The organism is Lactobacillus sp. wkB10 (genome assembly GCF_000760615.1).
GTDB classification, from domain to species: domain Bacteria; phylum Bacillota; class Bacilli; order Lactobacillales; family Lactobacillaceae; genus Lactobacillus; species Lactobacillus huangpiensis.
In genome coordinates this window covers 63,503-86,317 of record NZ_JRJB01000001.1, presented here as the reverse complement: position 1 = coordinate 86,317, position 22,815 = coordinate 63,503, and the positions used below count along the sequence as shown (strand labels likewise).

20 protein-coding genes and 1 tRNA gene are annotated in these 22,815 nt (G+C 34.0%); 3 read left to right on the top strand and 18 right to left on the bottom strand.

The features are described from left to right. Positions 1 to 252 precede the first annotated feature (252 nt). Both LACWKB10_RS00450 and LACWKB10_RS00445 read left to right on the top strand, forming a co-directional pair. Entirely contained in the window at positions 253 to 687 is a 435-nt protein-coding gene (locus tag LACWKB10_RS00450) for a LytTR family DNA-binding domain-containing protein (protein ID WP_034977264.1), read from the top strand. After that, a complete protein-coding gene (locus LACWKB10_RS00445; protein WP_235191475.1) occupies positions 684 to 1,142 on the top strand; it encodes a DUF3021 domain-containing protein in 459 nt (152 codons plus the stop codon). Before LACWKB10_RS00450 ends, LACWKB10_RS00445 begins: the two co-directional genes overlap by 4 nt. 222 nt (positions 1,143 to 1,364) lie before the next feature. Here the strand turns inward: LACWKB10_RS00445 and LACWKB10_RS00440 are convergent, their stop codons facing one another. The 9 genes from LACWKB10_RS00440 to rlmD all read right to left on the bottom strand — a co-directional run bounded on the left by LACWKB10_RS00440 (position 1,365) and on the right by rlmD (position 11,244). Beyond that, entirely contained in the window at positions 1,365 to 3,884 is a 2,520-nt protein-coding gene (locus LACWKB10_RS00440; RefSeq protein WP_034977260.1) for a DEAD/DEAH box helicase, read from the bottom strand. Then, positions 3,881 to 4,777 (bottom strand): DUF1837 domain-containing protein, encoded by an 897-nt coding sequence (locus LACWKB10_RS00435; protein WP_034977257.1) that lies wholly within the window; start codon positions 4,775 to 4,777, stop codon positions 3,881 to 3,883. The genes LACWKB10_RS00440 and LACWKB10_RS00435 overlap by 4 nt, the downstream gene beginning before the upstream one ends. A 1,279-nt stretch (positions 4,778 to 6,056) precedes the next feature. Next, the gene (locus LACWKB10_RS00430) at positions 6,057 to 6,422 is read right to left on the bottom strand and encodes a TIGR02328 family protein (RefSeq protein WP_034977254.1); all 366 of its coding nucleotides are present in this window, start codon (positions 6,420 to 6,422) and stop codon (positions 6,057 to 6,059) included. Then, the gene (locus LACWKB10_RS00425) at positions 6,419 to 6,799 is read right to left on the bottom strand and encodes a YbgA family protein (RefSeq protein ID WP_034977777.1); all 381 of its coding nucleotides are present in this window, start codon (positions 6,797 to 6,799) and stop codon (positions 6,419 to 6,421) included. The genes LACWKB10_RS00430 and LACWKB10_RS00425 overlap by 4 nt, the downstream gene beginning before the upstream one ends. A 267-nt stretch (positions 6,800 to 7,066) precedes the next feature. Continuing rightward, positions 7,067 to 7,390 (bottom strand): hypothetical protein, encoded by a 324-nt coding sequence (locus tag LACWKB10_RS00420; RefSeq protein WP_034977252.1) that lies wholly within the window; start codon positions 7,388 to 7,390, stop codon positions 7,067 to 7,069. Between the two features lie 109 nt (positions 7,391 to 7,499). Next, positions 7,500 to 7,856 (bottom strand): hypothetical protein, encoded by a 357-nt coding sequence (locus LACWKB10_RS00415; RefSeq protein WP_152560540.1) that lies wholly within the window; start codon positions 7,854 to 7,856, stop codon positions 7,500 to 7,502. A gap of 725 nt (positions 7,857 to 8,581) precedes the next feature. Then, positions 8,582 to 9,163 (bottom strand): NAD(P)H-dependent oxidoreductase, encoded by a 582-nt coding sequence (locus tag LACWKB10_RS00410; protein ID WP_034977248.1) that lies wholly within the window; start codon positions 9,161 to 9,163, stop codon positions 8,582 to 8,584. Continuing rightward, positions 9,160 to 9,699 (bottom strand): TetR/AcrR family transcriptional regulator, encoded by a 540-nt coding sequence (locus LACWKB10_RS00405; RefSeq protein ID WP_052060225.1) that lies wholly within the window; start codon positions 9,697 to 9,699, stop codon positions 9,160 to 9,162. Before LACWKB10_RS00405 ends, LACWKB10_RS00410 begins: the two co-directional genes overlap by 4 nt. Before the next feature lie 192 nt (positions 9,700 to 9,891). Further along, the gene (rlmD, locus tag LACWKB10_RS00400; RefSeq protein ID WP_034977242.1) at positions 9,892 to 11,244 is read right to left on the bottom strand and encodes a 23S rRNA (uracil(1939)-C(5))-methyltransferase RlmD; all 1,353 of its coding nucleotides are present in this window, start codon (positions 11,242 to 11,244) and stop codon (positions 9,892 to 9,894) included. Between the two features lie 173 nt (positions 11,245 to 11,417). Between rlmD and LACWKB10_RS00395 the strand changes: the two genes are divergently transcribed. Next, complete coding sequence (locus LACWKB10_RS00395) at positions 11,418 to 12,128, top strand: Bax inhibitor-1/YccA family protein (RefSeq protein WP_034977239.1); 711 nt, start codon at positions 11,418 to 11,420, stop codon at positions 12,126 to 12,128. A 67-nt stretch (positions 12,129 to 12,195) separates the two neighbouring features. Here the strand turns inward: LACWKB10_RS00395 and LACWKB10_RS00390 are convergent, their stop codons facing one another. The 9 genes from LACWKB10_RS00390 to LACWKB10_RS00350 all read right to left on the bottom strand — a co-directional run bounded on the left by LACWKB10_RS00390 (position 12,196) and on the right by LACWKB10_RS00350 (position 22,779). Further along, a complete protein-coding gene (locus LACWKB10_RS00390) occupies positions 12,196 to 13,116 on the bottom strand; it encodes a diacylglycerol kinase family lipid kinase (protein WP_034977237.1) in 921 nt (306 codons plus the stop codon). 30 nt (positions 13,117 to 13,146) lie between these two features. After that, positions 13,147 to 14,577: an Asp-tRNA(Asn)/Glu-tRNA(Gln) amidotransferase subunit GatB gene (gatB, locus tag LACWKB10_RS00385; RefSeq protein ID WP_034977233.1), complete on the bottom strand. Its 1,431-nt coding sequence runs from the start codon at positions 14,575 to 14,577 to the stop codon at positions 13,147 to 13,149. Positions 14,578 to 14,580: 3 nt separating this feature from the next. Next, on the bottom strand, positions 14,581 to 16,020 hold the full coding sequence (gatA, locus tag LACWKB10_RS00380; protein ID WP_034977230.1) for an Asp-tRNA(Asn)/Glu-tRNA(Gln) amidotransferase subunit GatA: 1,440 nt from the start codon (positions 16,018 to 16,020) through the stop codon (positions 14,581 to 14,583). Continuing rightward, positions 16,020 to 16,322, bottom strand: a complete 303-nt coding sequence (gene gatC, locus LACWKB10_RS00375; RefSeq protein WP_034977228.1) for an Asp-tRNA(Asn)/Glu-tRNA(Gln) amidotransferase subunit GatC — start codon at positions 16,320 to 16,322, stop codon at positions 16,020 to 16,022. Before gatC ends, gatA begins: the two co-directional genes overlap by 1 nt. A 14-nt stretch (positions 16,323 to 16,336) precedes the next feature. Next, positions 16,337 to 17,476 carry a CamS family sex pheromone protein gene (locus LACWKB10_RS00370; protein WP_034977775.1) on the bottom strand — a complete coding sequence of 380 codons (1,140 nt, stop codon included), beginning with the start codon at positions 17,474 to 17,476 and terminating at the stop codon, positions 16,337 to 16,339. Positions 17,477 to 17,489: 13 nt separating this feature from the next. After that, complete coding sequence (gene ligA, locus LACWKB10_RS00365) at positions 17,490 to 19,502, bottom strand: NAD-dependent DNA ligase LigA (RefSeq protein ID WP_034977226.1); 2,013 nt, start codon at positions 19,500 to 19,502, stop codon at positions 17,490 to 17,492. A 46-nt stretch (positions 19,503 to 19,548) separates the two neighbouring features. Beyond that, positions 19,549 to 21,801 (bottom strand): DNA helicase PcrA, encoded by a 2,253-nt coding sequence (pcrA, locus tag LACWKB10_RS00360; RefSeq protein ID WP_034977223.1) that lies wholly within the window; start codon positions 21,799 to 21,801, stop codon positions 19,549 to 19,551. Positions 21,802 to 21,881: 80 nt separating this feature from the next. Further along, positions 21,882 to 22,529 carry a glycoside hydrolase family 73 protein gene (locus LACWKB10_RS00355; protein WP_034977220.1) on the bottom strand — a complete coding sequence of 216 codons (648 nt, stop codon included), beginning with the start codon at positions 22,527 to 22,529 and terminating at the stop codon, positions 21,882 to 21,884. 164 nt (positions 22,530 to 22,693) lie between these two features. After that, positions 22,694 to 22,779: transfer RNA gene (locus tag LACWKB10_RS00350), tRNA-Leu, on the bottom strand. Between the last annotated feature and the right edge of the window lie 36 nt (positions 22,780 to 22,815).

Below are 22,815 nucleotides of genomic sequence, written 5' to 3'. Positions count from 1 at the left end.
CTATTCAAAAATGCAATTTTAAGTTGATCGCCTTACTTGATTTGATAGATGCAATCTAATCTTAGTTCATCTCTTTTAAATTATACTTTAGTATATTCATGCACTCAAACTCTCTTTTAATTATAAAAGCTAAATTTTAACCAGAAAGGCAGGCTTTGTAACCATTAATGACTTCTAATCAACCATTTGCAGTAATCTAGGATAAAAGCAAAATTCATCTACTATACTTATTAACAGAAAGGAGCACTAGGAATGAAAATTAATTGTCACGTCGATCCTAATATTAGTGAAGAGCACGGTGAATTATGGATCAAAAAAATGACACCAGCAATTAATGAACTTTTGCAAAAATTAACACAGTCTGAAAATTCATTATGGTGCCATTATCAATCTCAAATTTATTCGATTAATTTTGAAGACATTTATTCACTTGAGGTTGCTAATAGAGATATTAATGTTTATACAGAAAAGCAACAGCTTATATATAATGATCGTTTATCAAATTTGAAAACAGATTTACCGAACTATTTTATTGAGGCTTCACGCAGCGCTATATTTAATTGTCAACACATCGACCACCTTGAATTACTTGATAACGGGTTAATTGATGTGGTTTTGACTAATAAGCATAGAGTGCAGATATCTAGAAGAAATATTAAGACCCTAAAAGAGAGGTTAGGAATATGAAAAATATGAAAAAATTCATCAACTATACATTCAGGTTTTCAGCTGAAGGAACCCTATTTGGAATGATTGTTTCACTTTTTTACAATTTTTCCAATAAAAACTCAATATATTATCCTTCAGATCCCAGTTTTTCTGCAAAATTTGCTACCCCTTTAAACGCTATGACCGTCTCAGTAATTTTATGGGCCTTAATGGGATTAGTATTCGGCTTTGGTAGCTTTGTCTTTGCTATTAGACAATGGTCCATATTAAAGAGGACAACCGTTAGTTTTATCATTTACTACATCGGGTTTACTCCGCTTGCATTTTTAGCAGGTTGGTTTCCAGCAAATATCGTTAACTTTATGATTTTTACTGGACTCTTCATCTTAATTTACGTCATAGTATGGGTTATCAGATCTTACCGAGTTATAAGAGAAATTAGAGAGATCAACAACAAAATCAAAAAGAAATAGTTTATTTGTTTCCAAAAATTTAAAAGGCTAACATTTTACTGAGCCCCAAAGTAGGACAACTTTTGGGGCTTTTTTATAACTAAGCAATCCAAACAGAAAAAATTGAACTTTGCCAAATATAAAAAATTAAGGGATTTCCGATATTAACTATTGCTAAAAGAGAAGATTTAAACCAAACAGCTTTAGATTATGCAATTAAACTGATTAATCGTTATGGCCCAATTATTTAAGTAACTTCTTTATTTGATTTTTAGCCTCAGAAGTAATACTTGACTTAAGAATACTTTCAGTATCAATTCTTTTAATTTCGCCCTCTTCGTTAAATTCAAAGTTCTTTCTAAAGTCAACGTTTTTTTTCAATTGATTACTTAATTCCATAGCTATAGTACGATCAAAACCAATTTTTTGTAGTTCAATAATAGATTTATCATTAGTACCATATTCCAAATAATTTTGCCATTCAGAATCATCTTGATTGGTAAGCTTTAAGTAATTAACTACGTAATTTTTGACTTTGAATTTCAAAATATTTTCTATATCCTTAAACAATTCATTTATAACATAATTTATATGATATGTATTATTTATAGAAAAAATTTCTTGACTTTTTGGATTGCCGTTTATTGCAATTTTGACTTTATTTTTTTCATGATATTTTATTGTACTGCGGATCATGACATTCAACGGTTTAGATTGAATCCACTCCGACATCAAAACTGAATAATATCCAAATCGTTTTTCATTTCCCAGATATCGCCCGTCTTCTTCTTCGGACCATTTATAAGTTGAATTCAAAGCCTTTAATATCTCTTGACATTCACTAACAGTGTAATCAGATTTAAACATATGGGGGTTTTCTAAAACAAACACTTTTTCTTGGTATAAAGGCTTTATGGTGGTAGAGACCATTAATGCATCTTCTGGAATATTCATATCCTTCATTTTTTTGATTAATTTTTTGGAGTTTCTATTCTTTTGATTAAACTTATCAACTAGTTGCGATGGTACATTTCGTTTTAGTTGATAGGTAAGTATTGCCGCATAGTCCGCTATCTCTCTTCGTTGCTTTGCTGGCATGTTTTTATTCGTCATTTCTTTATTTTCAAGTATATTTCCAATATTTGTGTAAAAATTACCTCGTCCTGATAAAACTTTACTAGCAACTTTTTTCATTTTATTAAATTTAAAAAGTTCATCGATTTTGGAGGCTTGATCTAATCGAATCACAAAAATGTTGCCATATAGTTCTTTAGACAGCCTTCCTGCTCGCCCTGCCAAATTAAGAAAATCAAAGTCAGTCAAGTTTGACATACCAATTTTGTCACTCAGAATGAATACATTCTTTGCTGGTAAATTAACTCCTTGCAAAAGAGTTGAAGTCGTAAATAAATACTTTATTTTACCTTGTTTAAATAGTGCTTCAACCTTTTTACGAATCTCTTGAGGCAACGCTCCAAAATGGAATGAAATTCCTTTTTCAATCAACTCTGCCAAGTAATATTTATCATGAATGTTCTCCTTAATAAATTTTGAGAGTTTATGAAGGGATTTATCTTCACTTTTTCTAACCCGTTGTGATAACTTTTGTGCTCTTTCGACAGTAAACCTAACTGAATTACAATAAATAATAGATTGAGTTCCAAAAGTCATTTTTACTAATAAATCATCAAAATCCGACAGTTTCAAATCCCTTTCATCATATTCTTTATTTTTTATGAAATCATAATAGATCCGGTACTTATTTGAGTTGAAGTCAACGAAATATCTTTGCTGAGCGACATTTACATCTAAAACATGTTTAGACTCGAGCGTTGAATTTCCAACTAGCTCCAAAAAAATTTCAGGGTTTGGAATATTGGGTGAAGCAAAATATAACTTGACGCTCTTTTGTACCGCCAGCGTTATTGCGTGATAAAAAATAGGTGACCGTTCATTATCTGATATTGCATTTTGTGCTTCATCAATAATCATTGTACCAATGGGTGGATTAGTACTTTTTGAAAAATAGGAAACCAATCTTTCTGGAGTAAAAACAAAAATAAATTTATTGTTACTAAAAATTGTCGGAATATCAGGATTAATAACTATCTTGTACTTTTTATCAGTGATATTATTTTCAAGATCTTCTGTTACCTGTGTAATTAAAGCTCTTGTTGGTACTAAAAACGCAATATTTTCACTTGCGTTTTTTTCCCTAATAATCCAATTTACATATTCAGAAAAAAGAAATGATTTCCCAAAAGATGTCCCCGCAGAAAAGCTATAATGATTGGAATTTTTAATCTCATTAAATATTTCATATTGCGAATCTGTAAAAACCATTTCATTCACAGATGTTCTTTGAGAAATTTCCTTTAATATTTTTTCAAACGCAATTTCTTTATTATTAAATTTAATTTCGGAATTTTCTAACAATTTGAGCGACGGAAAATTTCCAAGTTTAACCATGACATTTTGAGCAAATAATTGGTACACTTCTTCATTACGATGATCATCAAAAAGTGTTGAAATAATTTTCAAGGCTATATTTCTATTCAAAGATTCTTCAGATCTCGACAAAATATCAGAAAATCGCAGTATGTCAAAAAGCTCCTTTTCACTAAGTTCTTCAGTATCTTTATCAAACAAATTTGCCCCATATATATATTGAATCTTCCTAAGCAATTTATATAAATAATTGTCCTTAATTGCTTGATTATTAAGTTCTTGGATAATTGTTGACTTTTTTGCTGGCTTTTTCATTCAATCACCCCTTTTGTAATCTCTTCTCGTGATTCATCCAAATCAATAAACGGCATCAAATATACGTAAAAATTATCCCCAACTAATTTATTTTCAGTAATATATTTTTCAATTGTTGCAGTTCTTGATTTTACGATTGAAACGATTTTATTCTTCACCCATTTCTCATAGTCATCCTCTGTTTTGGTTTGCCCTTCAGTATTATCAATCTCAAATCCAATAAAGATTCCAAACGCATCCGAAACTTTTATTTTTATTTCAGAATCACTAGGATATAAAATAGCATTTATCATTTTTTTATCAACTTCCTCTATAAACTCATTTTCAATTTGTGAGGAAATTAAACTCTTTTCAAATTCTTTACCAGATTGGTGATCTGCAATTGATTTAAATGCACTTTTAAAACCTTTTGATAAATTTTTATACATTTTTGCTTCACCGAAAATAATATGATATCTATCCGGGTTATGCAATTTTAAATAATGAATGCCATCAGACATCTTCGTATAATCTCCTGGTGCTGTTTTTAATGACATTTTGGATAAAATTTTAGGCGCACGAAGAGCACCCTCCAAAAAAGTATACAAAAGCATCTCACCCAACTCACCAGTATTAGTAGTATACGATCGAAAAGTTTTTCGGCTCTCTTTATAAAGTTTTGCCATTTTCTCTTTATCACGGTACTTCTGTACTTTGAGACGGGGTAAAGAAAAATCTTTAACAACTTCTAGCAATACTTCTATAGTAGCTAAATTATCGAATCGCCGTGCATTTATCTTGGGAATGTACAAATGCATTGCAGTACTATTACATTCTCCCTTAAATAAACAAATGTCTTCTAATTTTTCGAAGCTTGCTACCGCTTTAATTGTACTTTCAGCTATTTTAACCATTACTTATTGCCATTCACTTTCCCTCAAAAACATCAATTTCTTGTTAATTAAGTCCATACTTTATATACAGCTGGGAACTAATTTCTAAGCCATTGCCACTTTGAATCTTCAATCAAATCAATTAGTCTTTTATTTATATTCTTCTTTTTTAGTTTCTTTTATCTGAGCTAATTGTAGTTTACAAACTTTTTCAAATTAATTAATAGCTTCCTAGGCAAAGAATTAGGCCCTAAAGGAAAAGTAATAAAGACAATAAGACGAACTACAAGTATGTCCATACTAAACTTGATAATTCCTGAACTTTTATTTTGTTCCTAAGTTGAAATAAATTGCTTATTCTAAATGCTGACATTGACAAATCAATTTTAAGGCTACTTAAATAGATATTAATAATTAATTAACATAATAAGCAAATTTAAAGAATACCTTTAAAACATAACTTATTACACGCTCAAAAATTATTTGGGTTTCTCAAAATATTCACTTTGTTTCCAATAATTTACAAGTTATTCAGGGAATTCATTAACACCAAAATCACTATTAGCATAGCAGTGAGAACTATAAGTTATTTTATATTAACAGCACATAATAATTTATACCTAATTACTAAAGCAATAATCAGTAAAAGGAAAAGAGTAATGAATACTTTCCCAATTATTGAATATACTACAAAAGTCACTATCAGTGCTATAAATATAATGAGATTGCATTCCTTTGAATTAGTTGAAGAACTATCAGGAAACAGTATTTAGTTATAAAATTGATACTGTTATTCTACATTGAACTATTTAGAGAATTATATATTAGGGCGTGTCACTCTATTTACTTGTAAACCATACCTTCCTCTTTCTTGTCTTACAGGAAAATAGATATTAGATTCCAATAATATTTTAAAAATGCTAATTATACTTTCCACAAATAATCACTATATATTCGGTATATAGTGATTATATAGTAAATGATATCATGTATCAACAAGAGCTATATATAAGAAAATTTAACTAGCTTTTATTAAACTTGTTTAACTTATCAAAATTTCCCATCGTTTTTACACTAATCTATATTATTATTCGGTATTATAGTCACCATAAAGCTGTAAAAGGGCTTGAAAGCACTAACCAAAAAATTAATTTAATTACAATTACAAAATAAAAAAGTTGAGGATTTATATCATAGTACTCAACTTTTTACCTGTGTTCTTTAAAATTGATTTAGACAAAAATCATGATGATTCTTAATTTCTTAAGTGATTCTTTTCCTATTTTCTATTAAGCCAAATTTAATACAAATCTATACCTTTTTGGTGCAAATTATCCAAACAACTTTGTAAATATGTATCATCATGCTCTGGATAAATCGGATCTGTCCACGGAATAGCTGGTAAATTTTTGTACTTAGGACAATATTGTCCTCTATAATATGGATCAAACCATTTAATATCTGGATGATAATGACGCCGTTGCATCTCAGCTAATACTAACAAATGAAATTGAAACAATTTATATGGTGAATACTGAAAAACATAGTTAACGGTGGAATGCGGTTTACCCCAGCCACGTCCGCGCAAAGCGGCAATTTCTCGATGTTGTCCTAATAACTGTTGCCTTGGTAATCGCCAAATTAAGTCTTGATGCCATAATCTCATAATTTTTCTTTATTCTCCTGAATTAAACGTGAGTTTAATAAATAAGAAACTTGATACTTTTCAGCTAAACGACTTAAAAATGGACCCAATTCATCTTCTATTGGTGATAATTCTTGCAATAAATGTAAGTAAGTTTGCTTTTCCTCTGGCGTACAAGTTTTCTTAAAGTAGCCCCAGACATGTTGATAGGCGTTGGTTAAGGTTTTAACTGTTGGAATTTGACTGGCTGCTTTTTCTAATAAGTTCTTGAATTCAATATTCTTTTGTTCTGACCATTCGTTGTTTTTAGCCAGCAGCCTAATCTGCTCATAGCACTGTTGCGAATGGGCCATTACCCAATATTTATTATAGGCACACTCTTCTTGCCATTTTTCCATTTTCATTTGTCCTATTTTTTCGTGCATCTACATGTATAGTTTTATTAATAATAAATGCTCCTTGACTAAATTTTATTACTAAATACTATTTCTAAACAAATGATTCAAACTAAACATGCGTAAATAAAATATATTTTTATTTTATAAATTAATTTTTTACAAAAAAGCCCCGAAACAATTTAATTTCAGGGTTCTTGCAATATAGGATATAATTTAATATTTTCATTAATTATCTAAATTTAAAGTTAACATTAAAAATGTAAATTTTTAATTGTTAAAGCCTTGCTTCTTAATAATTTTATAAGAACTTGCGGTATACGAGTGAGGGAGTTGCTTGCCATCATCATTACTTTTACATCCACAAAATCGAATTACTAAAGTGGTATTTTTACCAAAATTATAATAATTTTGAAAAATCTTATTATTAATATGCTTTAAATATTTATTAAATGTATTAAAAAATCTATTTATTTCAGAACTCGGTAACTTAAAAACACTAGCATTATTTGTAGAAGATACACCTACCAACATTGCATTTATACAATTTGTACTTTTGCTGATATTAACGAATTCAGCTTCTTTATCAAACATTTTATCCTCTCCAGTAATTTTATATTTTATTACTCTTTAAGCTTATAATAGTATTATAAAAAATATTAATTAAATCTTCATTTTATATATTAAAAATAAATTGTCAAGGTTATCTTTTATGATGCTTCACGTATTGTTTTATAACTTTGATTTCCCACTGTTTTAATAGATCTTCAAACTCTTTAGAATTAAGATAATCATCATATGATTCACTCAAATCATTTGTGGAAATATAATCATCTGTAACGACTTTTGCTAAAACACCTTCTTCTAAAACGTCCTTATCCCTTAATATTAGAACAGGTAAATCTAATTTATAACCTATTGCTGTTTCAATTAGGCAATACGGGCTAGTTAACCACTTATCAGAAATAATTTTAGGATGTTTGGTTTGTGGACTATCCATTTCTTTACTGATATGAGCCCTTTTTAAAGCTACACTCATCAAACCATATGTTTCATCCATAAGATCTATTATCCCTTTCAAGGGTGCTTCAATATTATACCTATTTTCTCCTAAAGTTAGAGACTCAAAACCTGTAATAATTAGCTTGTTAGATAATTTTTTATAAAATCTAATTGAATATTTGTGATTGGTCTTGGATGACTAAAAAAAATTGGTGTACTCATTTTGATCCTCCTTATATATACAAATATATTATATAATCAAATAACAAATATAGCAACTTATTTTTTAGGTAAGATATAAATAGCTTTATACTTTTTGCATGAAAGAGGCTTTATTTTGTGTTAATCACATGCTCTATCCTTTTCAAAAGTAAGTTTTTAGAAAACATAGCAACTGTATAAATATAATTATATTTAAAGGATCTTTTAAAATTCCTATAAATCAAAAATTCTAATTGCAACATTAGATGATAATTTATAATCATTTTCCATAAATTTAATAGTAAAATAGTTAGTCATTACATTAAATCTATTAATTGAATCAATTTTATTTTTTTTACTTTCCAAAATTTGTGCGCAGTATTATAGTTTCAATTAGCAGTTTATTTACTTTTGCATCCACTATAACTGAATAGCTCATATCATTACGTAGTTAAAAATCTATGTGAACAAGTGCAAATTTTTTATTAATCTTAATTTCTGTAACATTTCACAACTTTTAAATACTTAGAAAAAAGATTTATTCAAAAATATTAAGAATTTTTCTTAAGCAATATGATTCTATTATCTAAAGTACTGATATTGTAAATTTGTTAAGTATTTCCTCCTTCGTTCAAGCGAAGAATTAGTAATACCACCAAAATTCTGCCAATAACAATGCCGAAACCCTAATTGGCGTAAAGTTTTGTTAATGAAAATTTTTTTAATAGCATTACCTAAAAAGAAACGAATATACCATGTTGGTGAAGTCGAAGTGGTAAACACATAGCAATGTTTAACGTTAGCCAGCTCACCCTTCACTCCTATTTTAGTAACAGTATGTGATAAACCTTCCCCTTCTTTCATCACCTTGTCAATAAAACCTTTTAGCATCCCGGGAACATCATTCCACCAAAAGGGTGTAATAAAAATCACGGTATTCGCTTGTTGACATAGTTTTAGGTATTTAGTAACTAGAGGATCGGTAGTTTGACCCTGATGATAGAGCCTCAATTCTTCTTTTGAATATACTGGATTAAAATGATCAGCATACAAATCAACTATTTCGTATTTGTGATGAGCAGCACTTAAATTTTCCTTAATTACTTCGAGTTCAGCATGATTAAAGCTTTGATCATAGGGATGGCAATAAATTATCAAAATCATTTTTTGCTACCTCCAATCATTTCATTGAGAGTTTTTTCAACTAAAATAGGTTCATATTCAGCAACCCCGTTTATGATTAACAACGAATATCCTTGAATAAAAGCCCAAATCTGTGTAAAGAATTGTTGATCAGTAACTCCACCACTATTTATCTGATGAACTAACTTCATTACCTGATCGTAAAATTGAAAATCATGATTAGCATGTTGGTAAAAATTCTGCAAACTCGAATTAAAAAATAGGAAGTTGATTAGCTTCGCCTGTTCCTTGCTCAACTTACAGAATTCATTAGCTAATGAAAGTAATTCATCCTTTGGTGAACTCTCAGAAGTAGTAATCAGTTGTTCAGAAAATTGCTGTGATAATTTAATCGACACTTGGTAAAACAACTCATCCTTGTTTTGAAAGTATTTATAAATGGCGCCAGTAGTCATTCCTATTTTTGCTGCTAATTTTCGCATCGATAAGTTCTTATAATCATCTGTTTCAATCCATTCTACAGTTGCTTGAATGATTTTATCTTGTGTGTTGTCCAAATTACATACCTCCTTGAATAACATCGTTATCTGCAATTTGCAATATAACACTGTTATCTCAAAACGTCAAGAAGTCCAAAAAATTAAGATATTACTTGGTAGAAAACAAAAAAGCGTACCAATTCCACTCATTAAAAAAGAATTAGTACGCTTTTATTCTATTAAAATGCCCACTATACAAGCATTTAGTACTTATTTCCTAGTCCGTTCCAGTACCGTCACCGCCTCTACATGCGGTGTTTGTGGAAACATGTCAACAGGATCGATTTGATTAAAGGTATACCCATCATTCATAAATTCCTGCAGGTCACGAATCATGGTTGCGGGATTGCATGAGATATAAACAATTTTCTTTGGACTAGTTTTTACTGCTGCTTCAATAAATTCAGGTGTTAAACCTTTTCTTGGTGGGTCGACAAAGATGACATCGGCTTTTATCCCCTTTGCTGCCCATCTTGGCATCACTTCTTCAGCTTTACCAGTCACGTATTTCGCATTATTGATACCATTCAACTTAGCATTATTATTGGCATCTTTCACCGCGTCAGACACACTTTCAATTCCACGGACCGATTTAACGTGTTTAGCAACACTTAAACCAATAGTTCCAATACCAGAATAAGCATCAATCACGATATCATCAGGCTTTAAATCAGCTTTTTTGATAGCTAAATCATATAAGCGGGGAGTTTGCAGTGAATTAATTTGAAAGAAACTCTCAGGGGAAATCTTAAACTTAACATCACCTATTTGATCCGTAATTTGTGGTTTACCAAAGATCAAATAATCAACTTTGCCCAAGATAACGTTGGTCTTCTTCGGGTTATAGTTCAAGACTAAGCTAGTAACACCGTCAATTTGCTTAATTGCATCAGCCACTTTAGGTAGTTGCGGAAAATCCTTGTGCAGACAAACCAAGATGACCATAATTTCACCAGTCGCTTTACTGCGGCGAATGTCCAAGTACCGGACTTCACCCTGATTATGAATTTCATCGTAAGCTGGAACACGATATTGTCTTAAAATGTCACGCACAGCAACTAAAACGCGGTCAATTTCAGGATCAGTAGTAAAGAAATTAGTCAGTGGCACTAAATCATGTGAATGTTTTCTGAAAAAGCCAATTTCAAGCTGGCCTTTAACGTCACGAACCGGCACTTGTGCCTTGTTGCGATAGCCAGTTTGTTCTGGACTAGGCAAGGTGTCTCCCACTTTTACATCATCTAAATGTGCTTTTTGCAGTAAATTTACTACTTGATTACGTTTAAATTCCAGTTGCTTATCGTATTTAACGTGTGCTAAAGATGCCAAGCCGGTTTGAACCCACTGGTTGAGCTTAATATTAACCCGGTCGTGACTTTCCTTAACGATTTGCTCGATTTTAGCAAAAGCAAAACTCTTTTTGACTTTTAAGATCTTGGCTTCTACCGTTTCTCCCGGTAAAGCATTGATAACGAATACCGTCATCCCTTCATAATGGGCTACTCCCATAGCTTCATATGATAAGTCGGTAATTTCAAGTTTAATTATTTGATTTTTTTCCATATTTTGTCCTTTTTTACAAACACTAATCAATATATCTATTTTACTAAAAATCCCAGCAAAAGTAATGTACATGCCGTATTCTTAATATTGAATTAATTTCAGTTTTTTCCCTTCACACTTACTTTACTCTGTGTTACTTTTAATACTAATCAATTAAAGAAAGGACGTTTTTCATGAATAATTATGATACCAATTCAGATAGGCGCCAAATCCACACCATCTCCGAAACTAATACTTTTTTAACTAAAATGTATGCTCTCATGGGTGGTGCCGTGCTGATTTCTGCATTAGCTGCTTACTTAACAATGACTGTATTCAGAAGCGCTGTGATGAATATGCCAGTGGCCATGATGTGGCTCATTTTATTTGTACCTTTTGGCTTATCAATGGGAATTAGCTTTAAGGCAGATCGTAGTCCAGTTGCCAGTTTAGTAATGTTAACAATATTATCAGCAATTTACGGCTTTGAGTTTGCCTTAATTGCCGGCTTTTATACCGGCACCCAAATCACCACTGCTTTTGTTTCAGCAGCTGCCGTGTTTATTGCCATGGCCTTGTTTGGTACTTTTACTAAAAGGGATCTTAGCAATTGGAATTCATACTTAAGTGCTGCTTTACTTGGTTTCGTTGTTGCCTGGGTAGTTAATATGTTTTTACGTAGCCCTGCCGTTACCTATGTCTTCTCATTTATCGGTGTCATTCTTTTCACGGGCTTAGTTGCTAGTGATGCTAACCGAATGAAAGCAATTTACAGTAATTACGGTGATCAAGTTTCAACTAATGGTTTAGCAGTTCTCGGTGCATTGCAACTTTACCTTGATTTCATTAATATTTTTATGTTCTTGCTAGAAATCTTTGGTGGCAGTGGCAATAGCCGCAGCTAATAGATTTTATTAACAAGCAAAAAGAGCAGCTGCTATTAACAGTAGTTGCTCTTTCTTTGTGTTTTAATTATTCACCAACAAAAAATTCAATTCGTTGTTGTAAATTTTTAAAGGTAACAGGACAATAATCACCAATTTCACCATCAAGGTTAACTGGCAACTTCTCTCCCTTGCTTTTACCCATTAATTCAATCTTTAAGCTACGTGTCTTGGTGTAAATAATGTCTGGGTCATCTACATGCTTGCCGTTTAATGCCAAAGCCATCAATTTCAGTAATTTTACTGGATCAGACGGCTTAACAATTATTAGTTGGAATAAACCGTCACTTAGTTCAGCATCAGGCATTATTTGTTCAAAACCACCAATAGAATTAGTCATTCCAAGCAATAGCATTGAAAGCTTGCCCTCATATACGCCCTCATCATATGTCAGACGCAGTTCATTTTCAGTCAAATGAGGCAACATTTCAGCACCTTTAATTAAATAAGCAGTATAACCCAGAGCAGACTTTACTTCTGAAGGAACTCCATAAGTTAATTCGGTTAGTGAGCCACAAGCTGCAATATTGACGAAATACTGAATATCTTTGGCAAAAGTCGCTTGACCTATGTCCATTTTACGAGTTTTATTTTTGAGAATAACTTTTGTTGCTTCGGCAATATCATTTCGTGGAATATGTAGAGCACGAGCATAATCATTAGTTGTACCGGCAGGAATAATTGCCATCTTAGGTCTTTTCTCTAAATAAGCAATGCCGTTTACTACTTCATTGATAGTGCCATCACCACCAGCGGCAACAATCAATTCAAAACCTTCATTAGCTACTCGAGTTGCTTCTTTTTGCGCACTCTGCTTTTCCGGCCTAGTTCTAAATGCACTTGCCTCATATCCAGCTTGTTCCAAAACGTCCAATATATCCGCGACATTTTTAGGCATCTGTTCGTGACCAGATACAGGATTATAGATCAATCTTGCTTTTTCAGTCATAATTTCTACCCTTATTATTTCAAAACTTACTTAACGCTTCTGCAATTCTTCATTCAGTAACTTATTAATTACCTTTGGATTTGCCTTACCCCTAGTCTGTTTCATCAACTGGCCGACAAGATAGCCAATCGCACGGTCTTTACCGTTCTTAAAGTCTTCTACTGATTGTGGGTTGTTATCAACAACTTCTTTAACCATAGGTGCCAAGACACTGGTATCAGATAACTGAACCATACCTTTGTCTTCAACATATTTCTTAGGATCGGTTCCATTAGCAATTGTCTCTGCAAAAACCTTTTTAGCAATCTTAGAAGAAATTGTGCCATCTTTAATCAACTTAATCATGGCAGCCAAATGCTCTGGTGTCAACTTAATATCAGCAAGTTCAACGCGATTATCATTCAAATAACCATTAACTTGGGTATTCATCCAGTTGGCAGCAAGTTGCGGATCAGCTCCAGCAGCAACAGTCTGATCAAAGAAGTCTGAACTTTCTTTAGTTTGCAGAAGAACATTAGCATCGTATTCTTTTAAACCAAATTCATTCACGTATTGGTTGTATCGTTCTTCAGCTGAGCGTGGCAAAGTTGATTTGATTTCATCAATCCACTCTTGGCTGATATGATCAGGAGCAATATCAGGTTCAGGGAAGTAACGGTAATCTGCATCGCCTTCTTTGACACGTTCCAAAACAGTTTTACCAGTTGCTTCATCAAAACGCCGAGTTGAAAGTTGAACGCGACCACCAGAAAGGAGAACTTGTGCTTGCCGCTTTTCTTCATATGCCAAAGATTTACGCACATGTTCAAATGAGTTCAGGTTTTTCATTTCAACTTTAGTACCCAGCTCTTTTTGGCCAGCGGGTCTAATGGAAATATTGGTATCAACACGCATTGATCCCTCTTCCATCTTAACATCGGAAGCTCCTGTAAACTGAACAATTTTACGTAATTTTTCAAGATAGGCATAGCCTTCATCAGGATCAGCAATTTCTGGTTCAGAAACAACTTCAAGTAAAGGAACACCCTGACGGTTTAAGTCAACATAGGAATAACCGTTTGTACCATGAGTATTTTTACCGGCATCTTCCTCGATGTGCATTTCATGAATGCCGATACGCTTTTTCTTACCGTGAGATTCAATTTCAACATAGCCATCACGAGCTAGTGGTTGGAAAAATTGGGTGATTTGGTAAGCCTTAGGGCTATCTGGGTAATAATAATTTTTCCGATCAAAATGAGTAGTTGGCAAAATATGAGCATGTGTTGCCAATGCAACCATAATGCCTAAACGGTAAACGTCCTTGTTAACGTAAGGTAAAACACCCGGCATTGCCCAATCAATTACATTTGTTTCCGTGTTGGGCTTTGCACCATAACTTACTGGTGAAGGTGAAAAAATCTTACTTTTAGTTTTTAATTCAAAGTGAACTTCGAACCCAATCGTTGATTTAAAATTCATCAGTTAATCCTCCATTCCAGTTGGTGTTTTTTCATAAAACTTATTAGTTCTTTCAATAAAGTCAGCTACTTGGAAAATGCTGCCTTCATCGAATCTTTTGGCCATAATTTGCAGACCTACAGGCATTCCGTCAACTAAACCGGCTGGAACACTTGCAGCAGGAATTCCAGCTAAATTCGCTGAAATTGTCAAAATATCATTGTTGTACATTTTGATTGGATCAGAAATTTCACTGCCGATGCCAAAAGCAGGAGTTGTCGTCGTTGGTCCCACAATAACATCATTTTCAGCGAAAATCTTATCGAATTCATCACAAATTAACGTTCTCACTTTAGATGCTTGTCTAAAGAAACGATCATAAGATCCAGCTGAAAGAGCAAAAGAACCCAGCATAATCCGCCGCTTAACTTCTTCGCCAAAACCTTCTGAACGAGATTTAACGTAAACATCTAGTAAGTTCTTAGTATTTTGAGCCCGGTAGCCGTAACGAATACCATCAAATCTTTGCAAGTTTGACGAAGCTTCACTTGAAGCAATGATGTAGTAGTCGGGAACTGCATATTTTGTTAAAGGTAAAGATACCCCGGTGATAATAGCACCTGCTTTTTCCAGAGCATCAATTTGTTCTTGCAGAACAGAACGCATATCACCATCTACTGCAGCCATATATTCTTTAACTACTGCTACATGCATCCCCTTAACATCTTGACCAATATATTTGGTAAAATCAGGCACTGCTCTAGTTGAAAGAGTAGAGTCATGATCGTCACTACCTGCAATAACATTTAAAACTTGAGCAGAAGTTTTTGCTCTCTTACTCATCACACCAATTTCATCTAATGAAGAAGCAAATGCAATTAAACCCCAACGTGAAACTCGACCATATGTCGGCTTAATACCAAAAATACCGTTAAATGCAGAAGGCTGTCTGATTGAACCACCAGTATCAGATCCTAACGCTGCTACAACTTGCCCAGAAGCAACAGCAACTGCTGAACCGCCCGATGAACCGCCCGGTACCTTATCCAGATTCCACGGATTATGGGTGATGCCAAAGTATGAGTGCTCCGTAGAAGAACCCATCGCAAATTCATCCATATTGGTTTTGCCCACGAAAGTCACTTGTGCTTTTTTCAGCCTTTCAATGACCGTTGCATCATATACTGGAATATAATTGTCCAAAATATGACTGGCAGCTGTGGTCTTAACACCATCAGTTATAATGTTATCTTTAATAGCAATCGGAATACCAGCAAGTTTATTTTGATTAAAATCAAGATTACTTGCTGGTTTGGCATCTTCTTGAACAGTAATCCAGGCATTCAACTTGTCATCTGTTTTTTTAATATTATCGATTGTATCTTGCGCTAATTTGTCTGCAGACAAAGTTCCTTGGGCAAGCTTTTCATTTAAAGAGTCAATATCTTCATTTAAATAATTCATTACTCGTCCTCATCCTTGTTAATAATTACTGGAACCTTAATGAAGCCATTAGCTTGGTCAGGAACATTTTTCATTAATTCATCTCTGTCTTGCCAGTGTTCAGGCTTATCTTCTCTAAAAACAGTATCACGATCAACAACCTGAACTGTATCTTTAACGCCATCGGTATTAACTTCTGACAATTGATCTGCCATATTAATAATTGAACTCATTTGTTCAGTTACTTTGCTGATATCTTTTTCATCAATTTCAAGTCGCGACAAAGTCGCAACGTGTTTAATTGTATCTTCTGTAATTTCCACGCAAATATACCTCCTTATTCGCCACCATAAATATGGACTTGATAACTACTATCCCCTGTTTCCTTGGCAACTAAAGCTTGGATGTCATTAACAGAGCCAATTTTAATTTCAATTGGCACGTTATTAGCCAAATACTTCTTTGCAGTTGATAAAACAAGTCTCGTAAAACTTTGAATTTGCTCATACCCATAAAACTGGGTAGTAATTGAAATATTTTCCTGAGCTAATTTACCATTTTCATATCGTAAAGTTGCCGTTACACCACTGATATTAGGGAAATAATTTTGAATAGATTCTTTAAAACTATTGAAACTGGAAGCATCACTGCTGTTGATCGCTTTTTTACCACCAACAGTAGGCAAAACTTCAGATTGAGTATTAATAGTTTTCCATTTAGTTATTTTACTACTATTAGCAGCCGCTGTCCCACTCAAAAAGTAAGTTCCAGCAACTAACGAATCCTTGCTTTCTTTTGCAAAAAGACCAACAGTGATTGGAATTTTCTTTAACGATTTTTTCTTCCGCAAGCGAGCTACGACTTGCTCAGCTGCTGCTTGGCCATATTGCTTTTGCTTTGCACGCGATATTTGGGCTTGATATTCAGGACCATCTTTTTTCTTTTGATAGTAATCAATAGAATTAAGAGCAAGACCAACGCTAATACCGCCAATATGATAATTCGAACCGGATCCTGTCAAAAAATCTTGTTCAAGTATTTCTTCTATGTAATACGGCTGATAATTTTTCTTAGTTCCAGCCTCAGGATTCAGACCATTGGGATTTGACTTTGACTTGCGCCCTAACCATTCATTAGCCATGTTGGCAGAAATATACTGACCTTCTTGAAAAACATAAGAATTGGTTGAATAAACACCCTTAGAAATCTGAACCAAACCTCGTTCTAATTCTCTGGTATCCACCGAATTATCATTATTAGTTGCTGTTAAACCAGATATTGGGCTAGTTACATAGTGTCCGTTTTTAAGCAAAACAGTATATCCATTGTTACCAGTATCAGTAGTTTGATAAGTTTTAGAATTGGAATTAGAAGATGTTTTAGCATTATTCGCCAAGTCAGAATTTTTCAAGTTTCCACAAGCCGTCAAACATAATGATATTCCTAAAAGCGCTAATATATGCAAGTATTTTTTCACTTTAAATGGTCCTTTATTTAACTTGAGCAATTGCTTCTTCCTCAGTCAATAATGGTACACCCAGTTTCTGAGCCTTGGAGTATTTGGAACCAGCATCCTGACCATAAATGACATAGTCTGTTTTACCAGAAACAGAACTAGTTACTTTTGCACCTAAAGATTGCAATTTTTTAGTAAATTCACTTCTAGTATAGTGAGCCAAAGTCCCTGTTAAAACAACAGTCTTATCTTTAAAGTAATTATCTGGAATAGACTCAGTTTCTTCTGGACCTGCACCAAGATAATCCATATTAAGGCCGCTATTTTTAAGTTCATTGACTAAATCTACGACTTCATCTTGAGCAAAATAAGTAGTCAAAGATTCTGCAATTGTCATGCCTATTGTATCTATTGCAGCCACATCTTGCACGTCCGCTGCCATAATCTTTGCCATATTTTTAAACTTTTGTGCAATCAAACGTGCAGCTTTAGCACCAACATGATCAATACCCAGTCCAGTTAACAATAATTCGACTGAATTTCTTTTCGAATTATTTATTGCATTTAATAAATTGCTGATGGATTTATCTTTGAAATGATCTAGTTTTGCTAAATCAGATGCATTTAAATGATATAAATCAGCCACATTATGTACCAAATCGTTCTTAATTAGCTGTCGCACAATTTTGGGTCCTAAACCATCAATATTCATTGCAGGTCTTGAAGCAAAGTGAGTAATTCCTTCTTCAATTTGAGCGGGACAAGACGGATTAACGCAACGCAAAGCCACTTCATCTTTTAGATGAATCAGTTTTTCACCACACGATGGGCACTTTGTCGGAATTGGATACGGCTGGGCATCCTTAGGCCGTTTAGCCAGCACCACTTCTGAAATTTCAGGAATAATGTCACCCGCTTTATGAAGCATAACGGTATCACCAATACGAACATCTTTTTGTTGCAACAAATCGGCGTTATGCAAAACTGCATGTGAAACTGTGGTACCAGCAAGTTGCACAGGATCCATGATAGCAGTAGGCGTTACGACACCAGTACGACCAACGGTCCATTTGATTTCATGAACCACAGTTTCTTGCTCTTCTGGTGGGAACTTATAAGCTATTTCCCAACGAGGCACTTTAACCGTGTTTCCCAGTTCTTGTTGTAAATCCAGATCGTCAACTTTTAAGACGATACCATCAATGCCATAATCAAGTGAATTTCTTTTTGCAGTAAATTCATCAATAAAAGCAAAAATATCAGACATTTTAGCAATTCTGCGCCCAGTTTGGTTGGTATGAAAACCAAGCTGAGTCATTTTTTCAATAGCCTGGTGTTGACTGGTAATTTCTGCTGGTGGATTAACCCAAGTATAAATAAACGTACTTAAATGACGGTGCTTGGTAATACTGGCATCCAGTTGCCTCAAAGACCCAGCTGCAGCGTTACGCGGATTGGCAAAAGTTGTTTCTCCCTTTTCATCACGTTCTGCATTAAGCTTTGCAAAAGGCTCTTTGCCCATATAACATTCGCCCCGTACTTCCGTTGTCAATTTTTCAGGTAAAGTTTGGGGAATATCTGCAATATAGCGAGCATTAGGAGTAACGTCTTCACCTACTTGACCGTTACCTCTAGTGGAAGCTCTGGTTAATTTACCGTTAGTATATTCAAGTGCAATTGATAAACCGTCAATTTTTAATTCGACGTTATAAGCAACCTCATGACCAATCTGTTTTTGTACTCTGTCATCAAATTCTTGTAATTCTTCTTTTGAAAAGACATCACCCATTGATAACATCGGAATTTCGTGATTAACCTTAGCAAACTGATTGTCAATCTGACCCCCAACCTTTTGGGTAATTGAATCTTGCGACACCAGCTGCGGAAATTCCTGTTCAAGTTCAACTAAACGATTATAGTTTTTATCATACACATTATCTTCAACTTCAGGTGTGTCTTTTGTATAATATGCATTTGCCCATTCATCTAGCTTATCTCTTAGCGCAGAAACTTCTTTTCTGGCCTCATCAAGAGTTAAATCTGCCATTTTCTTCCTCCTGATTAAAAAATAGTATTTTTTACTTTTACTTTAATTATACCTTTTTAATTGGTGCAAATGCTGCTAGAAGCCGCTTAATTCCTTTGCCACTGAATGCAATATCTAGCTCCATGTCTTCGCCTTTACCATTAACCTTAGTTACAACGCCTCTTCCCCAAGATTTATGTTCTACTTGATCACCAACATTCCATCCCTTTTTCTCAGCTCCAACTGCACCAGCAGGTTTGATTTTAGGAGTGTAAACCTGTGCACGGGCTCGTTCATCGCTATTAGCAAAGGGAGCAGTTTGTGTCTGGTAATTGTCATTTGAAAAAGTAATTGGAACTGAATTTTCAATATCCAGATCATCTTGATCAATTTCTTCCAAAAATCTGGATGGCGGATTATTCTGCATTCGACCATACATCATACGCGAATATGCATTAGTTAAGAATAGTTCGCGCTTAGCTCTGGTAATTCCAACATATGCCAATCTACGTTCTTCTTCTAACTGGTCGTCTTCCATTAATGAACGTGATAAAGGAAAAAGTCCATCTTCCATCCCCACTAAAAAGACAACAGGAAATTCCAGTCCTTTGGCAGCGTGTAATGTCATTAATGCCACCTGATCATCATTATTAGCTAAATCATCTTGGTCACTTAAAAGAGAAACTTCCGCTAAAAAGTCACTAAGAGCATTTTCGGTCTCATCACTGTCATCATTTTCTTCATATTCATCATCAAAACGTTTCGTAACAGACAAAAATTCATCCAAGTTTTCTAGTCTGGTTTCAGATTCAATTGTGTGTTCTGCCTTAAGAGCAGCTGTATAGCCAAAATCCTGCAGTATTTTTTCTGTTAGCCCGGTAACGCTATGATCTCTGGCAAAATTAATCGCATCGCGTAGTTTAGCGCCAAAATCACTCAGTTTGGCCGCTGCCCGAGCAGTAACGCCCGACATATTAAGGTGATCAAAAGCTCCTAGAATCGACAAATTATTTTCACGGGCAAAATCTAGAAAACGTCTGACACTAACTGGTCCAATACCACGTTTAGGGGTGTTAATAATGCGGTTAAAACTCATTGAATCGCTCGGATTAGCAACCAATTTCAGATAAGCCATAACATCCATGATTTCTTTTCTGTCATAGAACTTATGACCACCGACTATTTGGTAAGGCACGTTTGACTTTACGAATGACTCTTCGACCGTTCGAGACTGGGCATTAGTACGATATAATACCGCAAAATCATGGTAAGAGCGTCTTTTTTCTTTTACCTCTTCTTGAATTTTAGAAATAATAAAGTGAGCTTCATCATCGCCACTTTGAGCACGATAATAAGTTACTTTTGCTCCTTCACCTTGGTCAGTCCATAATTTTTTAGCCTTACGGTTGCTATTATTCGTAATTACTGCATTAGCAGCTGCCAAAATATGGCCAGTTGAACGGTAATTTTGCTCCAGTTTAACGGTTTGAACACCTGCATCATGATAATCTTTTTCAAAATTCATGATATTTTCCATATTAGCACCGCGCCAGCCATAGATAGACTGATCCGCGTCTCCCACAACGCAAATATTTTTATATTGTGCAGCTAATGCATGACACAATTCATATTGTGCCTGGTTGGTATCCTGGTATTCATCAACCAGTAAATAGCGAAACTTATTTTGGTAAAAATGCAAAGCTGTAGGATCAGTTTTAAACAGAACTAAGGTCTGCATGATCAAATCATCAAAATCCATAATTTGATCATTCTTTAAACGTTTTTGATATTCCTGATAAACTTGGGCAGTTACTTTTTCAAAAGGTGAAGAAGCGCTGGCAGAATATGCATCTGGAGTAAGTAAATCGTTTTTGCCATTAGAAATAGCAGATAAAATCCTGCGTGGTTCGTACATTTTAGGATTAATATTTTGTTCTTTTTGAATATGCTTAATTAAAGTAAGCTGTTCCGCCGAATCAGCAATAGAAAAATTACTGGTATAACCAATTTTTTCTGCATCTCGCCTTAATATTCGCACACAAAGAGCGTGAAAGGTAGACATCCAGATACTGTCAGCCTGTTGTCCCAATAATTTATGCTCACGCTCTCTCATTTCAGTGGCAGCCTTATTGGTAAAAGTGATGGCCAAAATATTCCACGGCGCAATTCCTTTTTCAGCAACAAGGTAAGCAATTCTTCTGGTTAAAACGGAAGTTTTCCCTGAACCTGCTCCTGCAACAACTAATAATGGTCCTTCAGTAATCTGCACTGCCTTTTTTTGCTGTGGATTTAAACCTGCTAAAATTGATTCTGCGCTCATTTTGAATTCTTTCACCCCAAAAATTTTTTAACTATTCTATTGTACCAAAAATCATGACCATATTTTGAGTTGATTGCATTCTATTTATCAAAACGTGCAAGATCGTATTCTTCGATTAACTTAATTAATTTGTCGGCATAATTGGGGTCTGTTGCGTAACCGTCTTTAACTAAAGCACGAGCCTGCGTTTGATAGTTCTTAGCAGCCAGAACGTGACGATATTGATTTGCATCCCAAGTTGTCCCCTTCTGAAATAGCCTGGCATGAGCCCTTATAGAAGCTTCATAGGAATCATAAATTTGAAAACGAGCTTTAACAACTACCCATTTACCTTTTTCAAACTCTTTGGTTTTTAGTACTGCCGAAGTATTAGGATTATTTCCTTTGACGCCAAATAGGTTATTGTATTTTTGTGAAAGGTCGCTTTTGCCATAATCACTTTCAAGGCAGGCCTGAGCAATCGTGATGCTTGGCAAGAGATCGAAGGATTTATCTACTTCTTTAGCTATCGGACCTATTTCTCTGATAAAAGCTTTATGTTGCCTGATGATCTTCTGCCTTGCCTGTTCTCGAGCAAGCTGCTCCTGTCTAATCTGCTCTGATTGAATTGCCTGTCTGCGATAATAACGAAAAGTTGCAAAAGCAATAATCAATAAAAATAGAATTATAAATGTTCGAATGATGATCGCTGTATTAGATAATTTTTTGCTTTTTCGTTTTCTCGCCATTTGTTTTCCCTTGCTTTAAAAATCTCTTCTTAAGTATAACCTCTCTTGAGTATAAATTATGCAATGTAATTAATTTTTAAAATAAAAGTAGTAAGCTAACATAACAATTTTGCTCATTTATAATTAAGTATACAAAAAAATGGAGCCAAAGCTCCATTAAAAAATGCGGGCAAGAAGACTCGAACTTCCACGATCTAAAAGCGATCACAAGATCCTTAGTCTTGCGCGTCTGCCATTCCGCCATGCCCGCAACACATTCAATACTATAACCCAAAATTAAATTTAA